Origin of the sequence: Wolbachia endosymbiont (group A) of Volucella inflata (assembly GCF_947250665.1) — a bacterium.
Taxonomy (GTDB): Bacteria; Pseudomonadota; Alphaproteobacteria; order Rickettsiales; family Anaplasmataceae; genus Wolbachia; species Wolbachia pipientis.
On sequence record NZ_OX366338.1, the window covers coordinates 546095 to 570593 of the forward strand.

The following is a 24499-nucleotide window of genomic DNA, read 5'->3' on the forward strand; positions in this document are numbered from 1 at the left end:
GTTTGGAATGTTTTTCACAAAGAGAATGATGAATCAAAATGCTCAGGAATGCAATAGTTAATAGTGACGTTGTTTGTTATAAAAAATTTCTATATATTCAAATATAGCAGTTTTGATATGCTGTTTAGAGTGCCGAGAGGTGTCTATTGGTAACTCCCTTTTTAGAGAACTGAAGAAGCTTTCCACAACAGAATTGTCGTAACAACAACCTTTATGACTCATGCTAGGTACTATGTTTTTTATGGATAAGAGATATTGATAACCTTGCGAAGTATATTGTGAACCTTGATCACTATGTAATAGTAGATTTTTGGCAGGTTTACGCTTGTTAACGGCCATTAATAAAGAGTCCATAACCAATTGTTTATTTATTGAACTGCTCATTGACCAGCCAACTACCATGCGTGAATATAGATCGATTATTGTTGCCAAATATAGCCATCCTTCTTTGGTTTTTATATAAGTAATATCAGTTACCCATACTTTATTTGGTTGATCGACAATAAAGTTTTGGTCTAATATATTGGGAGCTACGACTCTACTGTCCGTTTGTTGTTTCTTAATTTTAAATTTTCTTCTCAATATAGCCTGAATACCATTTTTCTGCATAATACTTTGCACTGTTTTTAAGTTGCAACTTTTACCCAAAGCCTTTAATTCAGCATGAATTTTAGGAGCTCCATATCTACATTTAGAAGCTTGATATATTTTTTGAATATCTGCTAATAACTCTTTATTTGCTGATTCTCTACTGCTTATTTTTCTTGTAGTCCACTTATAGTAGCCACTAGCAGATATAGCTCTTTTCATAATGGTCCAAACGGGTTAAAATAAGAGTTTATAGTAGTGAAGGTAAGTATGCCAGCAGCATATAGTTATGATTTAAGAAAAAAAGCAATGGAAGTGCTAGACGAAGGGGAAAGCAGAGAAACGGTAGCAGCAAGATTTAAAATTGGAAGAACTACATTATGGGAGTGGCAGCAAAGAAAAAAAGAAACAGGAGATTTTCAGTCGAAAAAACTTGGAAATGGAGGTTATAATCACAAAATTACCGACTGGAATAAATTTACTGAATTTGCCAAAAAACATGGTGGAAAAACTCTATCGGAAATGGCTAAGCTTTGGAGTAATGTTAGTATCCCAACGATTCATCGAGCTCTTAAAAAAATTGGACTCACACGCAAAAAAAGACATATGGATACAAAGAAAGGAATGAAGAAAAACGTGCTGAATTTTTGAAAATTATAGCAACAAAAGAACCTCAAAACTTAGTATATATAGATGAATCTGGTATTGATAATACCGAAGACTATCCCTATGGATATTCTCAGAAAGGACAGCGGTTTTATGCTCTAAAATCTGGTAAAAAAATTCAACGAATCAGTATGATTGCAGCCTTAAACGGCAGAAAAATAGTTGTTCCGTTAACATTTGAAGGCCACTGTAATATGGATATCTTTAATAAATGGTTTGAGCAGTTCCTAACACCGATTTTGGAACCTGGACAAACTGTTATCCTTGATAATGCTACTTTTCATAAGTCTAATAAGATTACTGAACTTGCTAAAGGAGTTGGTGCAGAAATTTTATATCTACCGCCTTATTCTCCCGATTTTAACAAAATTGAGCATCATTGGTTTGCTATAAAAAACAGAGCTAGGAAAAACATTCCTCTATTCACATCTTTTCGTCATGCTGTTGATTCTGCTTTTCTATGAACTTTCCGGACTATTATGAAAAGAGCTATACATTCAAAACCCTACATAATTCCTGCACTTTATAGTGTTTACTATGCTCTTTTATGAAAAAATATTTTACTCTTTTTGACTGGCAAAATATCCCAGGGCTTTTTTTTAAATGTCTCTTTCTCTTGTTACTTTTGCTAACTCTTTCTGTAAATCAAATCTCTCTTTGTCATAAGGTGCTACATTACCTTTACCTGGAAATGCATTTGCCGCTGACTTTTTTTCGTTATATTTCTTCATCCATTTTCCTAATACACTATCCCTTATTCCTAGGCTCTGTGGACAAAATTTTAGAGAAGCCATACAAGAGCTCCAACAAAATTGAGAAAACCCATAAAAACCTCAGCAGTTTTATCAAATCTGGAAAAAATGCGCCTAAAATTTTTAATTTTACCAAAAAAACACTCAATCAAATGACGTTCTTTGTAGATATGCTCATCGTAATACCTTTGCACTTTTCGATTCCGTTTTGGCGGAATAACTACTGTACATCCCTTGTCTTCAAGACTTGTAACAAAGGCATTGCTATCGTAGCCCTTGTCAGCTACTACAGTAGAGTTATAGATACTTTCGGTCAACACTTGTGCCTGCGTAATTTTATTTCTTTGACCAGGAGTCAGAGTAAATTTAAGTGGATTTCCAAGTGCATCGACAAGCGCATGTATTTTAGTTGTAAAGCCACCTTTGCTCCTCCCTAAAGCTTCTTGATCCTTGGAGTTTTTTGTATATCCAGATGAACATGGATGGCCTCGGATGATCGTACCGTCGATTATAGCAACTTCTAAATCAGGCTCTTGTTTAGTATATTCAAGCAATTTTTTCCAGACATCTCTTTCACACCATCTTTTAAATCGCTTATGTATACTCCTGTAATTACCATAAGTTTTTGGTAAAAGTCTCCATTGGCAACCACTTCGCACTATGTACCACACTGCCTCTATGAATATTCTTAAACGTTTTTCATCTTTGCTGTGCATTCCTTTTACGCTTTTTATGAACTCTAAAATTTGTTTCCAATTTTCCTCTTTGATGTAATATTGCATATGGTAGTTTCTCCATTTTTTACCTATTAGGCTAAACTACCATCTTTTTCTCTCTTTTCATATTTTTTGTCCACAGAGCCTAGATCTCTTGCTACTTTTGCAACTGGTTGACCTACCTTTCTTTGTTCATTTGCCATCTTAACAGCTTCCAATTTGAATTCTGCCGTATATTCTCTTGCCATTTCTAATCCTCCAAAATTTTATTTTACCCGAAAAAACTCCTTTCTTTCTCTCCACTTTTTCTGGGTAAGGTCAGAAATTTAATGATCCAGGATATACTCCTTTGTTAAGGGAGATTGAGCATTTTCGAATATTTCTTGAGTGCTTCCAGACTCAACAATTCTGCCATTATGAAAGAAAATTACACTATCAGATAACTTTTTAGCTTGCTTCATTGAATGAGTCACCATAATTATAGTAAATCTTGATTTCAGCTCTTGTATAAGATTTTCGATTGCATTGGTTGCCATTGGATCAAGAGCAGAGCACGGTTCATCCATTAATAAAATAGTTGGCTTCACTGCAATTGCGCGAGCGATGCATAGCCTCTGTTGTTGGCCACCGGATAAATTGAGTGCGCTATCTTGCAATCTGTCCTTCAATTCTTCCCATAAACCAACCTTGGTTAAACTATTTTCCACCATCTCATTCAATTTTTGCTTATCCTTCGCCATACCATGCAATTTTGGCCCATAAGCAACATTATCATATATTGATTTTGGAAAAGGATTTGGCTTTTGAAATACCATACCAACTTTTGCTCTAAGTAGTACAACATCCATATCGCGTGAATATATATCACCCAGCCCATCGATATCTAATTCACCAACAGTTTTGCAACCTGGTACATAGTCATTCATACGATTAAAACAACGCAAAAATGTTGATTTACCGCACCCGGATGGTCCGATAAAAGTAGTAACTTTTCTTTTATAAATATTCAAATTTATATCGAATAAAACTTGCTTAGAGCCGTACCAGAGATTTAAATCTTTAACAGAGGCACGTGTATTGCTCATATCACATCCTGCATTGAATAGAGCCCCGGAATTTCTCTTTTATTTTCGTATAGCCATACTGCTGCTTGAACAGCTCCTCTAGCAAATGTTGTGCGATCAATTGCTTTGTGGTTTAGTTCTATCCGTTCATCAGAATTAACAAACATCACGCTGTGATCTCCTATTACTCCACCTCCACGAGATACTGCAAAACCTATTCCCCCCTTTTTCCTTATGTTTGAACCACTATGTAAATATTGATTGGACTGAAAATCCACTTTTGAAGCGTTAGCAATTGTTTTGCCAAGTTCTATAGCTGTTCCAGATGGTGAATCCTTTTTTAAGTTATGATGCATTTCCCAAATCTCAACGTCATATTCATTACCTAAAAGCTCAGCAGCTTTTTTTACCAATTTCAGCAATACATTAACCCCAACACTCATATTTGCTGACCATAATATTGGAACTTCAGCAGCATATTCTTTCAAATCGACACCTTCTATTCCAGTTGTGCCACTAACCAGCGGTGTTTTAAATTTTACAGCTGCTTTAAGGCAGTCTAACATACATTCTTTAGTTGTAAAATCTATTACAACGTCGGATAACTCAAATATGCCACTAATAGAACTTGTAACCTTGATTCCTAGATTGGCTATAATTGGTCCAATATCTGAATCTATGTACTTACTGCCTGAACGGGCAACAGCACCTGCTATTTCCACTTTGGTATTTGTAATTAATTCATTGAGTATTTTCTTGCCCATTTTGCCTAAGCAGCCTATTACTCCAACTCTGATTTTCATAAAGCTTTCTAGCGTTTATTAAGAATATTAGGCCTTTTTTTAAGCTCTGTCACTTCTGATCTATATTCTATAGCTGTACGAACACTGCAATTTGGGTCTACCAGATCCCAGTGCCTTGACCACAACTATTGCAATATGGTACATAGTGAACGATGTCATTCCAGTCTGGAATCTAGCCTTTCTGCAATCTCATCGAAAACGTTGTAACCACTTTCTATGCTAGTTTGCTTGCTTACAAGCAAACTTTTCTGGATCCCAGTGTCTGGGCACTGGGATCTAGCCTTTATTATTTGGTTGAAATTAAGTCTTCTGGATCCCAGTGTCAGCTACTTTCATGACATCATTATAAAGTAAAATGAGATCCCAGTGTCTGGGCACTGGGATGACAAGAATAGGGCACTGGGATCTAGTGGGCTCAAACTACAATGTTTGTACAGCTGTGATCTATATTCTATAGCTGAATAATTTAACAATTCAAAATGAATACATATCCTATTGAGCTCTATATTACATACCAGGTTGCTTTGCCTTTTCCATGCTGAGTGATGTGATTACTCTTTACGAGATTAGATACGTGCTTCTTTAAGGTATTGCAGTTTGCTTTAGTAATATTTTCCAAATCCTTAATTGTAAGACGTCCATGTTTGCTGAGTAGTGCTAATACTTTAGCAGAAAGTGGTGGTAAATAGAAATTTAACACTTTTTCATGTGACACCTTTTGTTCAAGATGAAATTTTTGCTTTTGTAGTGACCTTAAAAAGAATATAAGCCATGGATTAAAATCATAGCTGCTCGTCTTCAAGGATTGTTGAGTACGACGCAAAGCTAAGTAGTAACTCTCCTTATTACTTTCAAGGGAACTGTAAGGTACATAGATATACCCTAACTTTAGTAACAAGAAAGTTGTGAGAATGCGTGATAATCTGCCATTTCCATCCTGGAAGGGATGAATAGCTAAAAAAGTAACTATAAAAATGCCAATAATTAATAGAGGGTGTAACGATTTCACCTCTAATTGCTGGCTAGTCCAATAAATAAGTTCTTGCATTTGTGTTGCTGTCTCAAATGGAGAGGCTGTTTCAAAAACTATGCCCAAGCTTTTTCCAGATTCATCAAACGCTTCAACATGATTGGGGAATTTTTTATATTCTCCCATGTGCCTTTGATCTTTATATGAAAATTGTAAAAGCCAGATGTGAAACTGTTTTATAGTGTTTTCTGTAAATGGCATCTTGTTAAAGTTTTGAAATACTTCTTCACACACATACGCATATCCGGCTATTTCCCGTTCATCTAGAGAACGAAATGAGCGTGTATCAAGTTTGGATAGTAATTGCTCAACTTCACGGTCTGATAATCTTGCCCCTTCAATACGAGTAGAAGAACCAATACTTTCAATTGTTGCAATTTTCTTGAGCATTTGTAAACGTTCTGGAGCTAAATTACCAAACAATTGCCATGCTCCTTTAAATTCATCAATTTCAGCAACTAATTTTAACATTTCAGGTGTTATTACAATTTTTGAAATGTCAAACATATCTGTATTTTTATCTAGTTATATTCAATTATATTCGAAAATATCCTATTAGCAAAGAATACTTGTGAGACACACACTAAAGAATGAATTTTGGTAGGCATAAAAGCAGCTATTTTATGTTAAAATACAACATTTTGATGAAATTATAAGAAAGGCTGGATCTGAGTAGTCAGCTACTCGTCAGTGCATGTTGAAAAATCATTTTATGATCCAAGTCAGTTTTTTTACAGGTAACTTCTAAGCTTATCAATTTTTCCAAGATCTTCTTAAGTTCTGAAAGTTGCAAACTTTTCAAATGAGATTTAAAACTCTGCAATTGTTTAAAAAACAATGGAGGGCTTAGCTGATCAATCGCAGCCTGCTCACTCATTCCACCTTGCACTGACAGCAAAACGGTTTCAAGGCGTAGGAAATAATTTGATATAATGCGAATTAGTGCTATCGGTGAAAAATTTTCTTGCGATATCAATGCATCAGAAATTCTAATGAAACGCGACATATCTTTACTTGCTATGGCAGAGCATAGATCATCAAGTGTAGCATAGTCGTTGCCGGAAGTTGAAAAGCATAATTCTATATCAGTAAGTTTTAGGTCTTTTCTCTCCCCTAAGTATAAAACTAACTTCTCAAGTTCTGAACATATAGGCAGCTTGCTATGATTAAAGTAAGATTGCAAATGGTAGATTATCTCATTTGTGCATTTTATATCATTTTGTTTTAAGTAACTTGATATAATGTCATAAAGATTGCTGTTGCTGTCCTTATAGCAAGCAATCACACCAAAAATTTTTGAACTCTCCATATAACTTTTAGTCGCAGAATTATATGGAAGATCACTTGCTACCATCATTACATAATGACCACTTGCGTTATAATCCAATACATTTTTTAACTCCTTGGATATACCTCCACTCACATTTATCAGCTTAATTAATTTTTTGCTGGTAAACATCGAAATGTTTGCCAATTCAGAAAACAGTAAACTGGGTGACTTATTCACTATTGCAAAATCCATCACCTGAACTGAATACTCATCCAAATTAGCAATTATTTCTTGTACATAAAAACCAACCTTACTGTTATCACTTCCATGAATTAACACACCACTTAAAGCATCAGATTTCTCTAGGAATTTTTTAACTTTGGATGGTGTGACCCTCATGCTATCTATATGATATCATTCTCATTTGACTGTACATGAGTATCCAAAGACTCGGAGCTTTCTTATGCAATATTATGCACATCACCTGCTACATCATCTGACGCATCCTTCCTCCAAAAAGAAGCACACTTATTGTAAAAATTTTTCATAGGTTGTACTATATATTTAGAAAAAAATCCTTCTTCGCTCATATTGCTTACTCCATAAAATTAACAACTTATCATTAGCATATAAATAATAGTATAGCAAAAACTATTTTGTGCTAAGATAGTGATGTTTTATAATGAGTATATTACAAAATTATTAACATTCGAGACTAAAATTAAGCCAACCTACTTAATATTAGCCTTATAAAATAAGCGATAATTAAATATACAGCTGCAACAAGTATAATTGCAGGACCAGTTAACAAATCAAAACTTGCAGATAACATCAGACCTGATATCCCAGAAATCACAGAAAAAACTGTTGCAACAATAATCATCTGCATCGGAGTTTTCGAAATGAGCCTTGCAGATGCTGCTGGTATTAGCAAAAATGCAGCAATGAGTAATATCCCTATTAATTGGGCAGCAATTGCTATAAATATAGCAAGAGTGATTAAAAATTCTAGTCTAACAAAATTGACATTAATCTTCTCAACTACTGCTAAATCTTGATTAATTGAAATCATTAACCAATAACGCCATCTAAATATTAATATCAAAGTAACTATTAGAGAGGTTAAAAAAATCGATATTATATCACTTTGATCGAGCGTTAATATATCACCAAACAGTGAGCTAATAATACTATTATTGCCAGATGGAAGAAAAGACATAAGTATTAAACTCGATGATAAAACTACATTGGTAACAATGTTCAATATCGTATCAGCAGAATATAATCTGTTAAAATTAAGAGAAAGTAGTATAGCAAATGTAATTGCAATGAGCATTATGCTAAGCGATGGGCTAATCTTAAAGATTAAAGCAAGTGCAATACCAAGCAATGAAGAATGGGACAAACTATCACCAAGATAAGATAACCTTTGCCATATCATAAACGATCCTAAAGCGCCTGTTACTAGGCTAATTACGACTACTGCAACTAGACTGTTGATGAAAAAATCCTGGGTAAACATTTCAAACATGCTATATGTCTATTAGATAACTGACAACAAATCTATCTTCGGATATTAAAACGTTATGGGTTCTGCATGCAGAACCTGTTGTCATAAATTCAAAATTTAAACCTTTTTGTTCCATAAGATAGGACTTCACTGAAGAACTTAGTATATTGCGTGTTTTACCAGTACCTATTAACAAAATTTCTATTTCCTCTGTTAAAAAAGATTCAAAATACTCCTTGCTGTTTATATCACTTTCTTTCAATTTTATCACCTTTTCAGGAAAAACTATAATTGAGCCACAATATTCTCTATTATTCACCAAAAATTTTCCTTCCCTGTAACCATTTATAAGATTTTTATTCTCGGAAATTAAGGGCATAAGTCAAACTATTAATTGAGTGTTGCATACCCACCATTCTGGTTGCTTTTTTCCGATATTAACTGCAGCAACTTTTGCATTTTCCTTACTATCGAATATTCCAAAGCATGATACACCACTGCCCGACATGCGAGAAAATATAGAGCCTTCTTGTGACTCAAGTGTTGATATCACATCCTTAATTTCAGGTACAAGGCTTATTGCTATTTCTTGAAGATCGTTTCTCGTCTCTTTAAGAAGCTTCAACAAATCCTTTTCAGCGTCATCGCTCCATTTAATTGGCTCAGAAAATTTTCCTTCATGTTTGGAAAATACCTCTGGTGTACTCAAAAACCTTTTTTTCGGTTTCACAAGCACCACATTTGTAGGTAAAGAGAATTTTTTAATGTGGCATAATTCTTCGCCAATACCTCTAACAAAAACTGGCTTGCTATCTACGCTTGCGGGAACATCAGCACCAACGTTTAAGGCTATTTCATTTAAAATCGTCCTATCAATCTCCCACAGCTTCCCTAGCGTACGTACCACAGCTCCAGCATCTGAGGATCCGCTACCAAGTCCTGCAGCAATTGGTATGTTTTTTACAACCTTTACAGTGACTTTAGTCCGTACAGGAGCATGCCTAAGCAGCAGATTAACCGCTTTCGTTACAGTGTTATACTGGTTATTTATTCTAGACTCGGAGTTTATAAATTCAACTGTAGAGTTATCGTATCTAGAATCCTTCTCACCTACTTTTATTTCCAAAAAATTAGAGAGATTAGCAAAGACAAATAAACCTTCAATCAAGTGATATCCTGTTTCCTTTTTATTTACAACATGCAAAAAAAGATTGATTTTTGCAGGTGCCTTTACACAAAAACTTTTCATTATATATCTTCACTAACACTATTTTTACATTATATGTATAATGCTATTTTAGTCAACTTTATATAAGGTTCTCGCACTTCTGATGAGATCAAATGCCATAAATCCTAATTTCTCTGTGTGGGTAAATGCGTCCGCTGGTACAGGCAAAACAAAAATCTTAATAGACAGAGCATTGAGACTTTTATTAGAAAACAAAAGAAATATTCTTTGCTTAACATTCACCAATGCTGCAGCAAACGAAATGGAGAATCGCATTCACAGCATACTCAGTAAGTGGGCAATATGCTCAGAGAGTGAATTAATAATGGATCTGGAACAACTAGATTTCTTTCCGATGTCATCCCAGTGCGTGACACTGGGATCCAGAAAAAATAAAGATTATTTAACAAGAGCAAGAAGGCTTTTCTCTGAACTGGAAAATCTTGGTCTAACTATACAAACCATACACGCTTTCTGTTACAAATTAATCTCCAGCTTTCCTATAGAAGCTGGCATTGCTCCAAATTGCACGCTGAGCGAATGCAAAGAATTACATTCCATCATATTCAATAAAGTGCTTCATAACGAAACTGTGCAAGATAGTATAAACTTCATTGCAACTGAAATTGATGAAAATAAACTACGCGATTTGCTTTATACTTTATGTGTAAAAAGATCGATGTCAGCAAATGATTCGAAATATATCAAAGATAAATTGAGCGCCCCAGATGAAATTCATGACTTACAGAGTGAAACAATTGAGCACGTGGGAAGACTAGCCGAGATATTAAGTGAAGGCAGTAAAAGAGATCAGAGTTACAGTGAAATACTTTATTCTACTGTCATCCCAGCTGGGATCCAGAAAAAAAGAACCAGTGTCAGCTACTCGGATGACACCGGAATAAAGTGGAATGACACCAAAATAGAAAACCTAGCCAAGGTATTTCTAAAATCAGAATCGCACGAAAAAAAGAGCATATCATCCATTGCAACAAAAAGTGTTTTGGAGAAATTCAAAGATGCAGAGCAAATAATAGAGAGCGTTCAGAATGTAGTATTTACCCATATAAGAGACATGAACTCTTATCAAATATTCAAGAGAACCAGTAGCTTACTTGGTATATTTAAAGTATATGTTGATTTATATAATAGTGAAAAATCAAAAAATGCACTGCTTGACTACAATGATATAATCAACTTAGCAACAAATCTTCTCAGCAATCCAAACTATAAAGATTGGATATTGTTTAACTTGGATCAAAAAATAGATCACATCCTTGTTGACGAGGCACAAGACAATAGCATCAGCCAGTGGAAAATTATAACAAATCTCTGCGATGAATTTTTTGCCGGTAATGATGAAAAGCGAACCTTATTTGTAGTTGGTGACGTAAAACAATCCATATACAGATTTCAAGGAGCAAATCCCCATCTATTCAACTATATGCAACAATACTTTCATACGAAAACTGGTGGTAGAGATTGGATATCATGCCAACTTGAAAAGTCATTTCGTTCAACTCCAGAAGTTTTGATGCTTGTAGATAGAATATTTAATAACTTCCGCGCAGAAATATCTTTTAATGATAATGAAATAAAACATGTTCCACATAGAGAAAATGACCAAGGATATATTGAAATTTGGCCAGCGTTACCAAGGCGCAAAGAGAAAGAACAGCAAGCTTTACAAATTCCTCTGACATGCAAGGAAGGTTATACAATAGCAGATCGATTACTTGCTCAAACAATAGCTAACAGAATTCACAATTGGTTAAACGAAGGGCGGATTTTAGTCGCTAAAGATCGCCATATAGAACCAAGAGACATTATGGTTCTGGTACGACAACGAAACGTATTAGTTGATTACATAATAAGCGAACTTAAAAAAGCAAACGTGCCAGTTGTAGGCCGGGATTATTTTAGAATTATGGACTATATAGCCGTGCAGTACTTAATAGCTTTGGCCGAATTTTTACTCCTCCAGGCAAATGATCTAGCTCTTGCAAATGCTTTAAAATCACCGTTATTCAATTTTACCGAGGATGATTTATTTAACATTGCATATGATCGTAAAGAGCATTCACTATGGGAAAGAATTCACGATTATTCTGTGGTTATCTATAGTGAATTAAACTATCTCATTAACTTATCTCGCACAGAGTCTCCTCTTGCACTATTTACACATATATTGCGTACAGGTAAGAAGAAATTTGCTGCAAGGCTAGGTCTTGAGTGCTTTGAGGTTCTAGACGAATTTATGAACCTTGTGTTGCAATTTGAAAATCCATCTCTTCAAGCATTTGTTCAATGGATCAAGGAGAATAACCCAGAGATTAAGAATGATATGCAATCAGAACGCAATGCTGTGCGAATAATGACAATTCATAAATCAAAAGGTCTGCAAGCTCCCATAGTATTTTTGGTTGATACAAACACAGTGCCAAGAAACAGTGAAAGCATTATCTTTGATGGAACAGAAGTGCCATTTTGGTGTGGAAAAAACAACAACGCTTATTGCGATCAAGTAAAAAGAGAGAAAAAACTAGAGGATTATAATGAATATTTGCGTTTATTATACGTAGCACTCACGCGTGCTGAAGATGAGTTATACATCTTAAGTAAAGAGCCAGTGCAAAAGGGCTCTTGGTATGATCTAATCACTCAGTATGGAACATCATATGAAAAGAAACAATCATACTTACAGCCAATATTTAAAGAAAAAGTTGAAGTGCTATGTGTGAACGCAAACTACCCTTACATTTATAAAAAACGTGATTACTTTGACGTTCCGGTCATTTCCCTTCCACCAGCTTTAGCCCACTCTTCGGTGTCATCCCAGCGTCCTCTTTCGTCATTCCAACACCCTTTCCTGTCATCCCAGCGTCCTCCCCTGTCATCCCAGTGCTTGACACTGGGATCCAGTAAAAAAGAAGGAGAACAAGTGTCAGCTCACTCTTCGGTATCATTTCAGCACTCTCTTTCGTCATTCCAGCGCGTGACGCTGGAACCTGGAGAAAAAAAGGCCTGGATCCCAGTGTCAAGCACTGGGATGACAAATAGGGGTATTAGAATGACAGACAGGGGTATTGGAATGACAGATGAGAGTGCTGGAATGACAACAAGGAGCATTGGGATGACAGATGGTTATGCAAGAGGCCTGATCATTCACAGCATATTGCAGTATATGCCTAAGATAGAGAAAGACAGGAGAAAAAACTGGGTCAGAAAATATCTTGACAATATAAACACCAGCGAAGATAAGGATGAAATTTACAATAAAATATTGGCCTTTAATGAAAAATATGGCTATTTGTTTGACTTAGAAGGCAAATCAGAGATTACACTGAGTGGAACAATTGATGGTAAGTCAGTATTAGTACGACTAGATAGGCTATGCATAACGCAAGATAAAGCAATCATAATTGACTACAAGTCACACCGTAACGTTTCTGTTTCCTTATTAAATGAAATAAAAAAACAGATGTTAATCTATAAAACCTTAGTACAAGAAATATATCCAAACAAGCAAGTAGAGTGCGTGGTTATTTGGGTGGAAGATTTAACCATTCAATCTGACTTTTAACGAAACTTGATTGCAAGCATCGAACAGACGAAATCTGTCAAATCAGAAAGAAACACACAAATTTAAGTTTTTAGTAGTTTTCAAGTATAGTTGTACAGGGAGCGCCTTTGCAGTTATGACCGACATTTTCAATGGTGCCTAAGTGCCCGTATGCAAGGATGGTTTTGGAAGGAACGGTCAAATCATTGATGGAGTCATTTAGACTACCTCGGTTAGGAGATTGTACTATCAACCGTTCCAAGCTGAAGCGTTTCCCTATTACAAATTATATGTAGGAGTTGTAAGTTAAAAATGTGATATAAAAGAGATAAGAGGGAAAGATAACCCTACTCACTATAGGAATAGGGCTATCACGGGCATGTGCGACCGAAGAGCCATTGGTATTACAACCGTTCAGATCAAGGTACACTAGCCCCATCTCTCGATACGTTTGAATAGTTGCATGGGACATATGTATGCACCCGTTTACAATCTTAAATTAATTAAACTATCGAGGTTATTTATTATGATTACATCTTATCAAAATTTCATTGGAATTGATATCGGAAAATTTAAAAATGTTGCCGCAACTCACAACCAAAAGAGCACTATCAAGTTTGACAATGATGCTACTGGTTGGCAACAGTTGTTTCAAAAATTTTCAGATATCCTACCTAATTCTCTAGTAACTTTGGAAAACACTGGAAAATATGAGCTTGGCTTAGCACATTTTCTTGTTGATAAGAATGTTGCTGTACATCGAGCTAATACTCGCAAAGTAAAAAGCTTTGTCATATCTCATGGAACTTTAGCAAAGTCTGATCAATCAGATGCAAGAGCTCTTGCTCAATATGGATGTGAACGCTATAGTACTCTATCTCTATTTGTGCCTATGTCAAAAGAACAAACAGCCTTAGTTGCACTTTGTCAACGACGTGATGACATTACACAAATGAGAGTTCAAGAGAAATGTAGACTGAAAGCACCTGAAAACGAGCATATAAAAGAAAGTTGCCAAAAAACCATTGACTTTTTTAACGGTCAGATAAATGAGATCAATAATGCAATACAAAAAATCATTGATGAAAATCTAGAGTTACAAAAGCGCCAAAAAATACTTAGAACAGTACCGGGAATAGGTATCAAGTTATCTCAAGATTTTGTATGCCTGATGCCAGAACTTGGCTACTTAAACAAAAAAGAAGTTGCAAGTCTTGCTGGAGTTGCCCCGCATCCAAAAGAAAGCGGTAAAACTATTGGTTACCGAAGGATAACAGGTGGTAGAAGCAATGTTCGTGCAAAGCTTTTTACTGCTGCTATGGCTGCTGCAAAGTCTAAATCTGTACTTGGTGCTTTTTATTCTGATCTCATTGGTAGAGGTAAAAAAAGATGGTAGCTATAACAGCTCTAATGCATAAAATTATAGTGATTGCTAATGCAAGACTTAAAGAAGCAGTCAACGTAAATTTTTAAAATCTGTATAGAAAATAGGTTGATGAATATGTGCGCCCACACAAATTTAAAGCACATATTCATCAACCATACGGTCTAAGCAGTGGTAGTTGTTTGATATAAATTTCTTTCTGTAGTAAACTAGGGTTTTTGTTGCCAAAAATACATTTTTTAATTGAATAAAAATACAAAGTTATAAACAAGAGTTGTAATAAGACTAAATTCAAAAAATTTAAAAAAACATAGTTGATACCATGAAAAAAGCAAAAAGTAAATTAGAAATAGTGAATCCTAATGCAGCAGGAATAGACATTGGTTCAGCTGTACACTATGTGTGTGTACCTGAAGGAAGAGATGAACAACGCGTTCAGAAATTTGGCTGCTTTACTGAAGACCTTCATAACTTAGCACAGTGGTTGAAAAAGTGTAAAGTTACAACAGTAGCTATGGAATCAACAGGAGTATATTGGATTCCTTTATTTCAAATACTTGAGTCATACAAATTCGAGGTAAGATTGGTAAATGCACGGCATGTAAAGAATGTACCTGGTAGGAAGTCTGACGTTCAAGATTGCCAATGGCTCCAACAACTGCATAGCTACGGACTGCTTCATGGATCGTTTAGGCCAGATAATCAGATGTGTGTATTGCGCAGTTACGTGCGGCAACGCAAAAATCTCACTGAAAGTGCATCTACACATATTCTGCGTATGCAGAAGGCATTAATTCAAATGAATATACAATTACACAAGGTTATTAGTCATATTACTGGGATAACTGGTATGAAAATCATTGAAGCTATAATTGAAGGCGAAAGAGATCCTGAGAAATTGGCTAAATTCAGGGATGCACGAATAAAAAATGATCAGTCTACTATTGCAAAAGCGTTAGCTGGTGATTATAGAGAGGAACACTTATTCACGCTAAAGCAAGAATTTGAACTATATAATATTTATCAAGAAAAAATAGCAGAGTGTGATAGAAACATTGAGGCCTATTACAAAACGTTTGAAACAAAGTCTTGTGAAAGCAAACAGCTAAGTAAGCAAAAGAATAAAAATAGCAAAAGTAAGCCAAGCTTTGCTTTGTATGAGGAACTGCACCGAATAACTGGTATGGATTTCACTAAAATTCCTGGATTTGATGTATTAAGTATACAAACCATAGTTTCAGAAGTTGGTATAAACCATAGTAAATGGCCAACAGAAAAGCACTTTTCATCGTGGTTGGGACTCAGTCCTGCTAATAAAGTTACAGGGGAAAAAGTGTTTAACACAAAAACACGTAAAGTCATTAACCGTGCTGCAAATGCTTTGCGAATAGCTGCTCATTCTGTAGGAAATAGTAAAAGTGCGTTGGGTGCATACTACAGAAGATTGAAAAAACGACTAGGAGCACCAAAAGCAATAACAGCTACTGCAAGAAAAATGGCATGCATATTTTATAGTATGCTCAAATACGGACAGGAATATGTAGAAAAAGGAATGGAATACTATGAAACACGCTATAAAGATAGAACTGTAAAAAATTTGATCAAAAAAGCGAGCGAATTTGGCTACATATTAGTTCAACAAGAAGAGTTAGTTGAGTGAGTTTCTTAGGCTCTGTGGACAAAAAATATGAAAAGAGAGAAAAAGATGGTAGTTTAGCCTAATAGGTAAAAAATGGAGAAACTACCATATGCAATATTACATCAAAGAGGAAAATTGGAAACAAATTTTAGAGTTCATAAAAAGCGTAAAAGGAATGCACAGCAAAGATGAAAAACGTTTAAGAATATTCATAGAGGCAGTGTGGTACATAGTGCGAAGTGGTTGCCAATGGAGACTTTTACCAAAAACTTATGGTAATTACAGGAGTATACATAAGCGATTTAAAAGATGGTGTGAAAGAGATGTCTGGAAAAAATTGCTTGAATATACTAAACAAGAGCCTGATTTAGAAGTTGCTATAATCGACGGTACGATCATCCGAGGCCATCCATGTTCATCTGGATATACAAAAAACTCCAAGGATCAAGAAGCTTTAGGGAGGAGCAAAGGTGGCTTTACAACTAAAATACATGCGCTTGTCGATGCACTTGGAAATCCACTTAAATTTACTCTGACTCCTGGTCAAAGAAATGAAATTACGCAGGCACAAGTGTTGACCGAAAGTATCTATAACTCTACTGTAGTAGCTGACAAGGGCTACGATAGCAATGCCTTTGTTACAAGTCTTGAAGACAAGGGATGTACAGTAGTTATTCCGCCAAAACGGAATCGAAAAGTGCAAAGGTATTACGATGAGCATATCTACAAAGAACGTCATTTGATTGAGTGTTTTTTTGGTAAAATTAAAAATTTTAGGCGCATTTTTTCCAGATTTGATAAAACTGCTGAGGTTTTTATGGGTTTTCTCAATTTTGTTGGAGCTCTTGTATGGCTTCTCTAAAATTTTGTCCACAGAGCCTAGGAGAAATAGCTACTACGTCATACCACCGCGAACCGTCATCCCGTCACGGTATCTCTTAGCCGCTAACACGTAGCGGAATGACGATTGTCGGTAAATCTAAGTTACTGTAGCTATAAAGGCTTTCACAACAACCTATTTCCTTGAAACTAAAATAGCTACTGAATGTAATAATAATGTGATCTATTAATTCTATTCCTATACTTTGGCAAGCTTCTGCTAGTTGTCTAGTGAGAGATATATCGCTATTTGAAGGTTGTGTATCTCCGCTTGGATGATTGTGAGATATTACAATGGATGTTGAACCAATCAAAAGTGCGCGCTTGATGATCTCTCTGACATAAAGAGGAGTTTGATCTACTGTACCAATATTTTGCAGGTCTTCCGCTATTAGACGATACTTTTTATTCATATAGATGACGCGAAAATTTTCCTTATTGAGGCTTCCTGTACTTATTCTTAAATAATCAAGCAATTTTTCCCAGTTATCGATTACAGGCAGGTTTTTTATTTCTTCTCTTGCAGAACGAACAAAGGCTTGTTTTACACAAAAGATGGCAGATATCGCTGCATTGCTGACACCATCAACGTTTTGCAGCGCTTCCAGGTCAGCATTAAAAACTTTATTTAAGCTGCCAAAACTTTCTATCAAACTCTTTGCCACCGGTTTTACATCAATTCTACTATATGCTGAATATAAAATGTGCTCTAAAACTTCATAATCAAGTAATGATTGTCCATTATCTAAAATAATTTTCTCTCTTAGGCGCTTTCTATGCCCCTTTTTGTAATTTTTCATCATCAATGAATTGCTTATCTCTTGTATAATAAGAAATTAGATTTTTAAGTAAAATATTTAATAAAGCGCATGACGCACAATTGTAAGAACATTCATTTTTAAAGACAGCAAATGGTGTCATGAAAGTAGCTGAGACACTGTCCTCCTTTGTCATCCGAGTAGCTGACACTGGTTCCTTTACGACGGCAGTGCCCAGAGGTGTCATCCCAGTGCGTGCACATAGTGCAAAAAATTAAAAATAAGACGCCAATACGTAATACTGTTGTCGTTTAATCTGCACAGATTGAAGATAAATGAATACCTTCAGTATCATGATAAAGGGGCTGGCGAAGGGTGTCAAGTAGTTTTTAGCTCTGCCTTCTAAGGCTTTTACTCGTGACAACCACTGTGCCTGCGATCTTATCGTGCCAAGTTTGACAGCGTTTGTTGAACTTTGACCATAAAAAGCCCAAGAATAATGGTGCAACTGATAGTATGAGGGAAAAAAATCTCTTGGTTGCTTGCCTTAAAGTCATTTTTCCGAAGGTTTGTGCATCCACAACTCTAAGCCCAAATAATAGTTTTCCAGGTGTAGTAGCAAACTTTACCCACATATATATTACATAGCAAAAGAGCATAATAAACTGGACTATTTGATTTAGGATTAGTAATTTTATAAGTCTACTCTGCGTTGTCTTTTCTTCCGCAGACAGTGGTGCTTGCATTGGGGATTTTGCAGCAATTTGACTTAATATTTTGCTATCCTCTGAGTTCATAAAGAGCTGATTAAAGGCTTGGCTGCAAAACTGCAAGAACAAAACGATAATAATCAAATCAAGCAATACTGATATATAGCGCCTGAGGCCCGTTACATAACATATTCCATTTTCGTCTTTCTTTACCTTTTGAATAACATTTATAGAAGAAAAAATAGAAAATAAACGATCAAAAAATTTATGTAACATATATACGCTTTCCAATATTTAATGTGCCCCTGGCCGGACTTGAACCAGCATGCTTTTGCAAGCAACAGATTTTGAGTCTGCCGTGTCTACCATTCCACCACAGGGGCATTAAGTTTTAATGCTATAGGCAACACGGAATTAGTCAAATTTTTTTGCCTTTACATCTTTCAAATGAGGACTAAATATTCTACAATAATCAACAGTTACTCTCAAAACTTAAAATGAATGAATTAGCTAGTCTCTTGGGTTCAAGAAGTGTAGACAAGGAAATATGTAAATTACCGCATAATCTAGAAGCTGAACAGATGCTTATTGGTGCAATGATTCGTGATAATAGAATCTGTGATGCAGTTGAAGATACAATTACGGCAGAGAATTTCTATGATCCATTACATCAGAGTATCTTTACGCAAATATCCAAAACCAGGAAACACGGCATAGTTGCCAATGAACTAAGCCTCAAAATGTTTTTTGAGAACGACCAAGCGTTTACCGAATGTGGTGGGGTAGAGTACTTAGCAAAGCTTGCAGCGAAGGCAAGTATTGCGCTTGATATCTATAGTTTGACTAGAATAATCCGTGATACTTACTTAAGGAGATGTTTAATTAAGCTCGGGCAAGAAATAGTTGGTGATAGCTACAACTACGATATTGAAAGTCCTGCACAGGCGCAAATTGAACAAGCAATGACAAAATTGTTCAATTTGGCAGTAAAAAAACAAGGTGAGAAAACATATATAAAACTTGCAAGTTCAATTAAAGATGTAGTTGAGAAGATCAGCACACTGAAAAATAATCCAGAAGCGCTAGGCGTTACAACCGGACTTCAAGATCTAAATCAGCTTCTTGGTGGTCTACAAAAATCTGATTTATTAATTTTAGCTGCAAGGCCTTCTATGGGAAAAACAGCATTGGCGCTAAACATCGCACTTAATGCTTGTAAGATGTTGCAAAAAAGAGCAGATAAGCAACACTATGTAGCGTTTTTCTCGCTTGAAATGTCAGCAGAGCAATTAACTGCAAGGCTGATCACTATAGATTCAGGGATTAGTTATTATAAGTCATTAACCGGGAGAATTAGTGATTTTGAATTGCATGAATTTATCAATACTAGTACAGAATTATCTGAACTGCCTTTCATCATAGATGACACCCCTGCGCTATCAATTAGTGCCCTTCGCACCAGAATACGCTTGCTGTATCAATTATATAATGTAGAAGTGGTATTCATTGATTATTTGCAGCTAATCAGAGGAACAACAAAAAGGAGTAATGAAAATAGAGTGCAAGAAATCTCGGAAGTGACGCAGGGTTTGAAAGCAATTGCAAAGGAGCTAAATATTCCCATTGTTGCACTATCTCAGCTCTCTCGTTCTGTTGAGCAGAGGGATGATAAAAAACCACAACTTTCTGATTTACGTGATTCAGGGAGCATAGAGCAAGACGCAGATATAGTAATGTTTCTCTATAGAGAAGAGTATTATGAACTAAGAAAACAGCCAAATGAAGGAAACAATAAACATCGGGAATGGCAAGAGAAAATGGAAAAAATTAGAAACATTGCAGAGCTCATTATTGCAAAGCAGAGAAATGGACCAATTGGCAGTGTGAAGCTATATTTTGACTCTAACAGAGGTGCATTTAAAGATTACACGGAAAGGCATAGTTCATAGCTTGGCAGCAATCTTCTTGTTCCCAAGTTTATCAATTATTTTTTTATGTAAAGATAGCTTGACAACTTCTTAAAAATCCTTTTATAATGGTATTATATTTTATAATACGTGAGATGATGAATAAAAACAATGTACCCTATTATATAGCTGGAACTCTGGCTACTTTCACTTTATTAGCATCTGGAGTGTTTGCTGCAGCTCCTTATATTGGTTTCTTAGCTCCAGTTGCAGCATTAAGTGTTGGCTTGCCATTTATTATTGGTTATGCTGTGTTTTCTGTTGTAACTATTGCACTTTCGTATAAAGCAATTAGTAAGAACAAAACAATTTCTGAGAAGGAAGCTCAGCTTTCTGATGAAAAAAGTAAAGTAGAAGCTAAAGGTAAAATAATTTCTGAGAAAGTAAAAGAAATATCCGAAAAAAATACTCAACTGGCTAATCAAGCAAAAGAGATAGAAGATAAAGATAAAACTATTTCTGAGAAAGATCGGGAGATTTTTAGAATGAAAAATGAGTTGGCTGCAACCAGAAGGATTAATGCTTCTCAGCCAGATAATGCGGTAAAATTGGTAGCGTAAACCAGCAGCTTACTAGGAAAGAGGTCGGAGTACAAGCTCAAGAGCAAAAAACTTCTGAGAAAAATACTCAACTACCTGAGAAAGAAAAAGAAATAGAAGAACTTAAACGAGGAAATGCTTTTGTTCCGCAAGCAAAGGATATCAAAGAAGTATTTACATCTGTAGCAGAAGCGTACAATAGTGGGCGCATTCCTGGTATTGTTAAGCGGCGCTGTAGTGATGTTGCGAATGACTTAAAAAATATCGTAGGTAGTGCGAAAAATGCTTATGGCACATCAGTTGAGTATGTAAAAGGGAAATTTAATAATGCTGGAAATAAATTAAAAAATTTTTATGATACATCAGTTGAGTATACAAAAGGAGCACTTAACAGCGTTGGAAGCAGCTTGTACAGTAGGCTTTATGGTACTAAGGTTTCTATTCTGGAAGAGCAGTTTAAGTGTGAAGATGGATCTAAAACTAGTATGCAAGCATCGAACAGACGAAATCTGTCAAATCAGAAAGAAACACACAAATTTAAGTTTTTAGTAGTTTTCAAGTATAGTTGTACAGGGAGCGCCTTTGCAGTTATGACCGACATTTTCAATGGTGCCTAAGTGCCCGTATGCAAGGATGGTTTTGGAAGGAACGGTCAAATCATTGATGGAGTCATTTAGACTACCTCGGTTAGGAGATTGTACTATCAACCGTTCCAAGCTGAAGCGTTTCCCTATTACAAATTATATGTAGGAGTTACCATGAAAAAAGCAAAAAGTAAATTAGAAATAGTGAATCCTAATGCAGCAGGAATAGACATTGGTTCAGCTGTACACTATGTGTGTGTACCTGAAGGAAGAGATGAACAACGCGTTCAGAAATTTGGCTGCTTTACTGAAGACCTTCATAACTTAGCACAGTGGTTGAAAAAGTGTAAAGTTACAACAGTAGCTATGGAATCAACAGGAGTATATTGGATTCCTTTATTTCAAATACTTGAGTCATACAAATTCGAGGTAAGATTGGTAAATGCACGGCATGTAAAGAATGTACCTGGTAGGAAGTCTGACGTTCAAGATTGCCAGTGGCTCCAACAACTGCATAGCTACGGACTGCTTCATAGATCGTTTAGGCCAGATAATCAGATGTGTGTATTGCGCAGTTACGTGCGGCAACGCAAAAATCTCACTGAAAGTGCATCTACACATATTCTGCGTATGCAGAAGGCATTAATTCAAATGAATATACAATTACACAAGGTTATTAGTCATATTACTGGGATAACTGGTATGAAAATCATTGAAGCTATAATTGAAGGCGAAAGAGATTCTGAAAAATTGGCAGAATTCAGGGACGTGCGAATGAAAAATGATCAGTCTACTATTGCAAAAGCGTTAGCTGGTGACTATAGAGAGGAACACTTATTCACGCTAAAGCAAGAATTTGAACTATATAATATTTATCAAGAAAAAATAGCAGAATGTGATAGAAATATTGAAGCCTATTACAAAACGTTTGAAACAAAGTCTTGTGAAAGCAAACAGCTAAGTAAGCAAAAGAATAAAAATAGCAAAAGTAAGCCAAGCTTTACTTTGTATGAGGAACTGCACCGAATAACTGGTATGGATTTCACTAAAATTCCTGGATTGATGTATTAAGTATACAAACCATAATTTCAGAAGTTGGTATAAACCATAGTAAATGGCCAACAGAAAAGCACTTTTCATCGTGGTTGGGACTCAGTCCTGCTAATAAAGTTACAGGGGAAAAAGTGTTTAACACAAGAACACGTAAAGTCATTAACCGTGCTGCAAATGCTTTGCGAATAGCTGCTCATTCTGTAGGAAATTGTAAGTTAAAAACGTGATATAAAAGAGATAAGAGAGAAAGATAACCCTGCTCACTAGGAATAGGGCTATCACGGGCGTGCGCGACCGAAAGGAAATTGGTATTACAACCGTTGGTATCAAGGTACGCTAGCCCTATCTCTCGATACGTTTGAATAGTTGCTTGGGACATATATATGCACCCGTTTACAATCTTAAATTAACTAGGCTCTGTGGACAAAATTTTAGAGAAGCCATACAAGAGCTCCAACAAAATTGAGAAAACCCATAAAAACCTCAGCAGTTTTATCAAATCTGGAAAAAATGCGCCTAAAATTTTTAATTTTACCAAAAAAACACTCAATCAAATGACGTTCTTTGTAGATATGCTCATCGTAATACCTTTGCACTTTTCGATTCCGTTTTGGCGGAATAACTACTGTACATCCCTTGTCTTCAAGACTTGTAACAAAGGCATTGCTATCGTAGCCCTTGTCAGCTACTACAGTAGAGTTATAGATACTTTCGGTCAACACTTGTGCCTGCGTAATTTCATTTCTTTGACCAGGAGTCAGAGTAAATTTAAGTGGATTTCCAAGTGCATCGACAAGCGCATGTATTTTAGTTGTAAAGCCACCTTTGCTCCTCCCTAAAGCTTCTTGATCCTTGGAGTTTTTTGTATATCCAGATGAACATGGATGGCCTCGGATGATCGTACCGTCGATTATAGCAACTTCTAAATCAGGCTCTTGTTTAGTATATTCAAGCAATTTTTTCCAGACATCTCTTTCACACCATCTTTTAAATCGCTTATGTATATTCCTGTAATTACCATAAGTTTTTGGTAAAAGTCTCCATTGGCAACCACTTCGCACTATGTACCACACTGCCTCTATGAATATTCTTAAACGTTTTTCATCTTTGCTGTGCATTCCTTTTACGCTTTTTATGAACTCTAAAATTTGTTTCCAATTTTCCTCTTTGATGTAATATTGCATATGGTAGTTTCTCCATTTTTTACCTATTAGGCTAAACTACCATCTTTTTCTCTCTTTTCATATTTTTTGTCCACAGAGCCTAGAAAATGAAAAGCTAAAAAATAAAATGAAAGGACAGAAAGTAAGAGTTATAGTGCTGACATTAGCCAACTGAGAAACAGAGTTTTTGACCGAGACTTTGGAGCAAAGCTTATGTGTTAAGGTGGCACATAGAGGAGTGCTATAAACGACTCAAAGTAGGAGCAGAGTTAGAGAATTTTTCTGGAGAGGCTGTATTACAAGAATTTTGGGCAAACTTGGTCATGTGCAATATATTATCGCTTCATATGTGTGATGCACAAGGGCCTTGGAACCCAGATCAAATTACTGAGTATCGTTTAAATTTTTCAGTTTTATTTGGTGTAATGAGGCAGAAACTCTATCAGGTACTTATTGCGCCAAAAAACTTTCAAGCCCTTTTTAAGTATACGCGCTAAAGTTAAAATCCGACCGGGACAGCCGCAATAAAGTAGATAAGCCTAAACGCCATCATGTCTTTAGGAGAGTTTGCTAATGAAAGTTCTTAAGTTGACGTCATTGGCTGAACGGATACGGAATGACACCATCCTTTTTT

19 protein-coding genes, 1 tRNA gene and 5 pseudogenes are annotated in these 24499 nt (G+C 35.7%); 9 read left to right on the top strand and 16 right to left on the bottom strand.

Annotated elements, in window-relative coordinates:
* Nucleotides 1-14 precede the first annotated feature (14 nt).
* Nucleotides 15-798, bottom strand: a pseudogene (locus OOK85_RS02730) (IS3 family transposase); the annotation flags it as partial.
* 60 nt (nt 799-858) lie between these two features.
* On the opposite strand from OOK85_RS02730, the gene OOK85_RS02735 reads away from it, so the two are divergent.
* Nucleotides 859-1718, top strand: a protein-coding gene (locus tag OOK85_RS02735; protein ID WP_264702431.1) for an IS630 family transposase whose coding sequence is annotated in 2 segments (ribosomal slippage) — nt 859-1183 and nt 1183-1718 — 861 coding nt in all. Because the reading frame shifts where the segments join, the coding sequence is not laid out codon by codon here.
* Between the two features lie 28 nt (nt 1719-1746).
* On the opposite strand, the pseudogene OOK85_RS07990 reads toward OOK85_RS02735, so the two are convergent.
* The 11 genes and pseudogenes from OOK85_RS07990 to OOK85_RS02790 all read right to left on the bottom strand — a co-directional run.
* Nucleotides 1747-2024: pseudogene (locus OOK85_RS07990) on the bottom strand (IS3 family transposase); the annotation flags it as partial.
* Nucleotides 2025-2035: 11 nt separating this feature from the next.
* Nucleotides 2036-2788, bottom strand: coding sequence for an IS5 family transposase (locus tag OOK85_RS02745; RefSeq protein WP_264702906.1), 753 nt, complete (start codon nt 2786-2788; stop codon nt 2036-2038).
* Nucleotides 2789-2814: 26 nt separating this feature from the next.
* Nucleotides 2815-2970: a hypothetical protein gene (locus tag OOK85_RS02750; protein WP_264702199.1), complete on the bottom strand. Its 156-nt coding sequence runs from the start codon at nt 2968-2970 to the stop codon at nt 2815-2817.
* A gap of 78 nt (nt 2971-3048) precedes the next feature.
* Complete coding sequence (pstB, locus tag OOK85_RS02755; protein WP_264703893.1) at nt 3049-3807, bottom strand: phosphate ABC transporter ATP-binding protein PstB; 759 nt, start codon at nt 3805-3807, stop codon at nt 3049-3051.
* Nucleotides 3804-4589, bottom strand: coding sequence for a 4-hydroxy-tetrahydrodipicolinate reductase (gene dapB, locus OOK85_RS02760; protein ID WP_264703894.1), 786 nt, complete (start codon nt 4587-4589; stop codon nt 3804-3806). The genes pstB and dapB overlap by 4 nt, the downstream gene beginning before the upstream one ends.
* A gap of 502 nt (nt 4590-5091) precedes the next feature.
* The gene (locus tag OOK85_RS02765) at nt 5092-6126 is read right to left on the bottom strand and encodes a Fic family protein (protein ID WP_264703896.1); all 1035 of its coding nucleotides are present in this window, start codon (nt 6124-6126) and stop codon (nt 5092-5094) included.
* A gap of 169 nt (nt 6127-6295) precedes the next feature.
* Nucleotides 6296-7288, bottom strand: a complete 993-nt coding sequence (gene holA, locus OOK85_RS02770; protein ID WP_264703899.1) for a DNA polymerase III subunit delta — start codon at nt 7286-7288, stop codon at nt 6296-6298.
* Nucleotides 7289-7350: 62 nt separating this feature from the next.
* Nucleotides 7351-7479 carry a hypothetical protein gene (locus OOK85_RS02775; protein ID WP_264703901.1) on the bottom strand — a complete coding sequence of 43 codons (129 nt, stop codon included), beginning with the start codon at nt 7477-7479 and terminating at the stop codon, nt 7351-7353.
* Nucleotides 7480-7610: 131 nt separating this feature from the next.
* Nucleotides 7611-8420, bottom strand: coding sequence for a metal ABC transporter permease (locus tag OOK85_RS02780; protein WP_264703903.1), 810 nt, complete (start codon nt 8418-8420; stop codon nt 7611-7613).
* Nucleotide 8421: 1 nt separating this feature from the next.
* A complete protein-coding gene (locus OOK85_RS02785) occupies nt 8422-8778 on the bottom strand; it encodes an Mth938-like domain-containing protein (RefSeq protein WP_264703905.1) in 357 nt (118 codons plus the stop codon).
* A gap of 3 nt (nt 8779-8781) precedes the next feature.
* Nucleotides 8782-9648 carry a 4-(cytidine 5'-diphospho)-2-C-methyl-D-erythritol kinase gene (locus tag OOK85_RS02790; protein ID WP_264703908.1) on the bottom strand — a complete coding sequence of 289 codons (867 nt, stop codon included), beginning with the start codon at nt 9646-9648 and terminating at the stop codon, nt 8782-8784.
* 82 nt (nt 9649-9730) lie between these two features.
* Between OOK85_RS02790 and OOK85_RS02795 the strand changes: the two genes are divergently transcribed.
* The 4 genes and pseudogenes from OOK85_RS02795 (at nt 9731) to OOK85_RS02810 (ending at nt 17074) form a co-directional block, all read left to right on the top strand.
* The gene (locus OOK85_RS02795) at nt 9731-13210 is read left to right on the top strand and encodes a UvrD-helicase domain-containing protein (RefSeq protein ID WP_264703910.1); all 3480 of its coding nucleotides are present in this window, start codon (nt 9731-9733) and stop codon (nt 13208-13210) included.
* 505 nt (nt 13211-13715) lie between these two features.
* Nucleotides 13716-14662, top strand: a pseudogene (locus OOK85_RS02800) (IS110 family RNA-guided transposase).
* Between the two features lie 233 nt (nt 14663-14895).
* Nucleotides 14896-16233: an IS110 family RNA-guided transposase gene (locus tag OOK85_RS02805; protein ID WP_264702686.1), complete on the top strand. Its 1338-nt coding sequence runs from the start codon at nt 14896-14898 to the stop codon at nt 16231-16233.
* A gap of 88 nt (nt 16234-16321) precedes the next feature.
* The gene (locus OOK85_RS02810; RefSeq protein ID WP_264702164.1) at nt 16322-17074 is read left to right on the top strand and encodes an IS5 family transposase; all 753 of its coding nucleotides are present in this window, start codon (nt 16322-16324) and stop codon (nt 17072-17074) included.
* 76 nt (nt 17075-17150) lie between these two features.
* Here OOK85_RS02810 and radC read toward each other — a convergent pair whose 3' ends face one another.
* The 3 genes from radC to OOK85_RS02825 form a co-directional block, all read right to left on the bottom strand.
* Entirely contained in the window at nt 17151-17891 is a 741-nt protein-coding gene (gene radC, locus OOK85_RS02815) for a RadC family protein (protein WP_264703912.1), read from the bottom strand.
* 347 nt (nt 17892-18238) lie between these two features.
* Nucleotides 18239-18835 (bottom strand): RDD family protein, encoded by a 597-nt coding sequence (locus OOK85_RS02820; protein WP_264703914.1) that lies wholly within the window; start codon nt 18833-18835, stop codon nt 18239-18241.
* A 24-nt stretch (nt 18836-18859) separates the two neighbouring features.
* A tRNA-Leu gene (locus OOK85_RS02825) sits at nt 18860-18942 on the bottom strand.
* Between the two features lie 114 nt (nt 18943-19056).
* Between OOK85_RS02825 and OOK85_RS02830 the strand changes: the two genes are divergently transcribed.
* The 3 genes and pseudogenes from OOK85_RS02830 to OOK85_RS02840 form a co-directional block, all read left to right on the top strand.
* Complete coding sequence (locus tag OOK85_RS02830) at nt 19057-20508, top strand: replicative DNA helicase (protein WP_264703915.1); 1452 nt, start codon at nt 19057-19059, stop codon at nt 20506-20508.
* A 116-nt stretch (nt 20509-20624) separates the two neighbouring features.
* Nucleotides 20625-21086, top strand: coding sequence for a hypothetical protein (locus OOK85_RS02835; RefSeq protein WP_264703917.1), 462 nt, complete (start codon nt 20625-20627; stop codon nt 21084-21086).
* A 737-nt stretch (nt 21087-21823) separates the two neighbouring features.
* Nucleotides 21824-22905, top strand: a pseudogene (locus OOK85_RS02840) (IS110 family RNA-guided transposase); the annotation flags it as partial.
* Nucleotides 22906-23133: 228 nt separating this feature from the next.
* Here OOK85_RS02840 and OOK85_RS02845 read toward each other — a convergent pair.
* On the bottom strand, nt 23134-23886 hold the full coding sequence (locus OOK85_RS02845; RefSeq protein ID WP_264702253.1) for an IS5 family transposase: 753 nt from the start codon (nt 23884-23886) through the stop codon (nt 23134-23136).
* Nucleotides 23887-23965: 79 nt separating this feature from the next.
* On the opposite strand from OOK85_RS02845, the pseudogene OOK85_RS02850 reads away from it, so the two are divergent.
* A pseudogene (locus OOK85_RS02850) lies at nt 23966-24439 on the top strand (IS4-like element ISWosp8 family transposase); the annotation flags it as partial.
* Nucleotides 24440-24499: the final 60 nt, after the last annotated feature.

Coding starts and splice junctions, on each gene's coding strand:
- OOK85_RS02745 (WP_264702906.1), bottom strand. CDS start 2,788: ATGCAATATTACATCAAAGAGGAAAATTGGAAACAAATTTTAGAGTTC.
- OOK85_RS02750 (WP_264702199.1), bottom strand. CDS start 2,970: ATGGCAAGAGAATATACGGCAGAATTCAAATTGGAAGCTGTTAAGATG.
- pstB (WP_264703893.1), bottom strand. CDS start 3,807: ATGAGCAATACACGTGCCTCTGTTAAAGATTTAAATCTCTGGTACGGC.
- dapB (WP_264703894.1), bottom strand. CDS start 4,589: ATGAAAATCAGAGTTGGAGTAATAGGCTGCTTAGGCAAAATGGGCAAG.
- OOK85_RS02765 (WP_264703896.1), bottom strand. CDS start 6,126: ATGTTTGACATTTCAAAAATTGTAATAACACCTGAAATGTTAAAATTA.
- holA (WP_264703899.1), bottom strand. CDS start 7,288: ATGAGGGTCACACCATCCAAAGTTAAAAAATTCCTAGAGAAATCTGAT.
- OOK85_RS02775 (WP_264703901.1), bottom strand. CDS start 7,479: ATGAGCGAAGAAGGATTTTTTTCTAAATATATAGTACAACCTATGAAA.
- OOK85_RS02780 (WP_264703903.1), bottom strand. CDS start 8,420: ATGTTTGAAATGTTTACCCAGGATTTTTTCATCAACAGTCTAGTTGCA.
- OOK85_RS02785 (WP_264703905.1), bottom strand. CDS start 8,778: ATGCCCTTAATTTCCGAGAATAAAAATCTTATAAATGGTTACAGGGAA.
- OOK85_RS02790 (WP_264703908.1), bottom strand. CDS start 9,648: ATGAAAAGTTTTTGTGTAAAGGCACCTGCAAAAATCAATCTTTTTTTG.
- OOK85_RS02795 (WP_264703910.1), top strand. CDS start 9,731: ATGAGATCAAATGCCATAAATCCTAATTTCTCTGTGTGGGTAAATGCG.
- OOK85_RS02805 (WP_264702686.1), top strand. CDS start 14,896: ATGAAAAAAGCAAAAAGTAAATTAGAAATAGTGAATCCTAATGCAGCA.
- OOK85_RS02810 (WP_264702164.1), top strand. CDS start 16,322: ATGCAATATTACATCAAAGAGGAAAATTGGAAACAAATTTTAGAGTTC.
- radC (WP_264703912.1), bottom strand. CDS start 17,891: ATGAAAAATTACAAAAAGGGGCATAGAAAGCGCCTAAGAGAGAAAATT.
- OOK85_RS02820 (WP_264703914.1), bottom strand. CDS start 18,835: ATGTTACATAAATTTTTTGATCGTTTATTTTCTATTTTTTCTTCTATA.
- OOK85_RS02830 (WP_264703915.1), top strand. CDS start 19,057: ATGAATGAATTAGCTAGTCTCTTGGGTTCAAGAAGTGTAGACAAGGAA.
- OOK85_RS02835 (WP_264703917.1), top strand. CDS start 20,625: ATGAATAAAAACAATGTACCCTATTATATAGCTGGAACTCTGGCTACT.
- OOK85_RS02845 (WP_264702253.1), bottom strand. CDS start 23,886: ATGCAATATTACATCAAAGAGGAAAATTGGAAACAAATTTTAGAGTTC.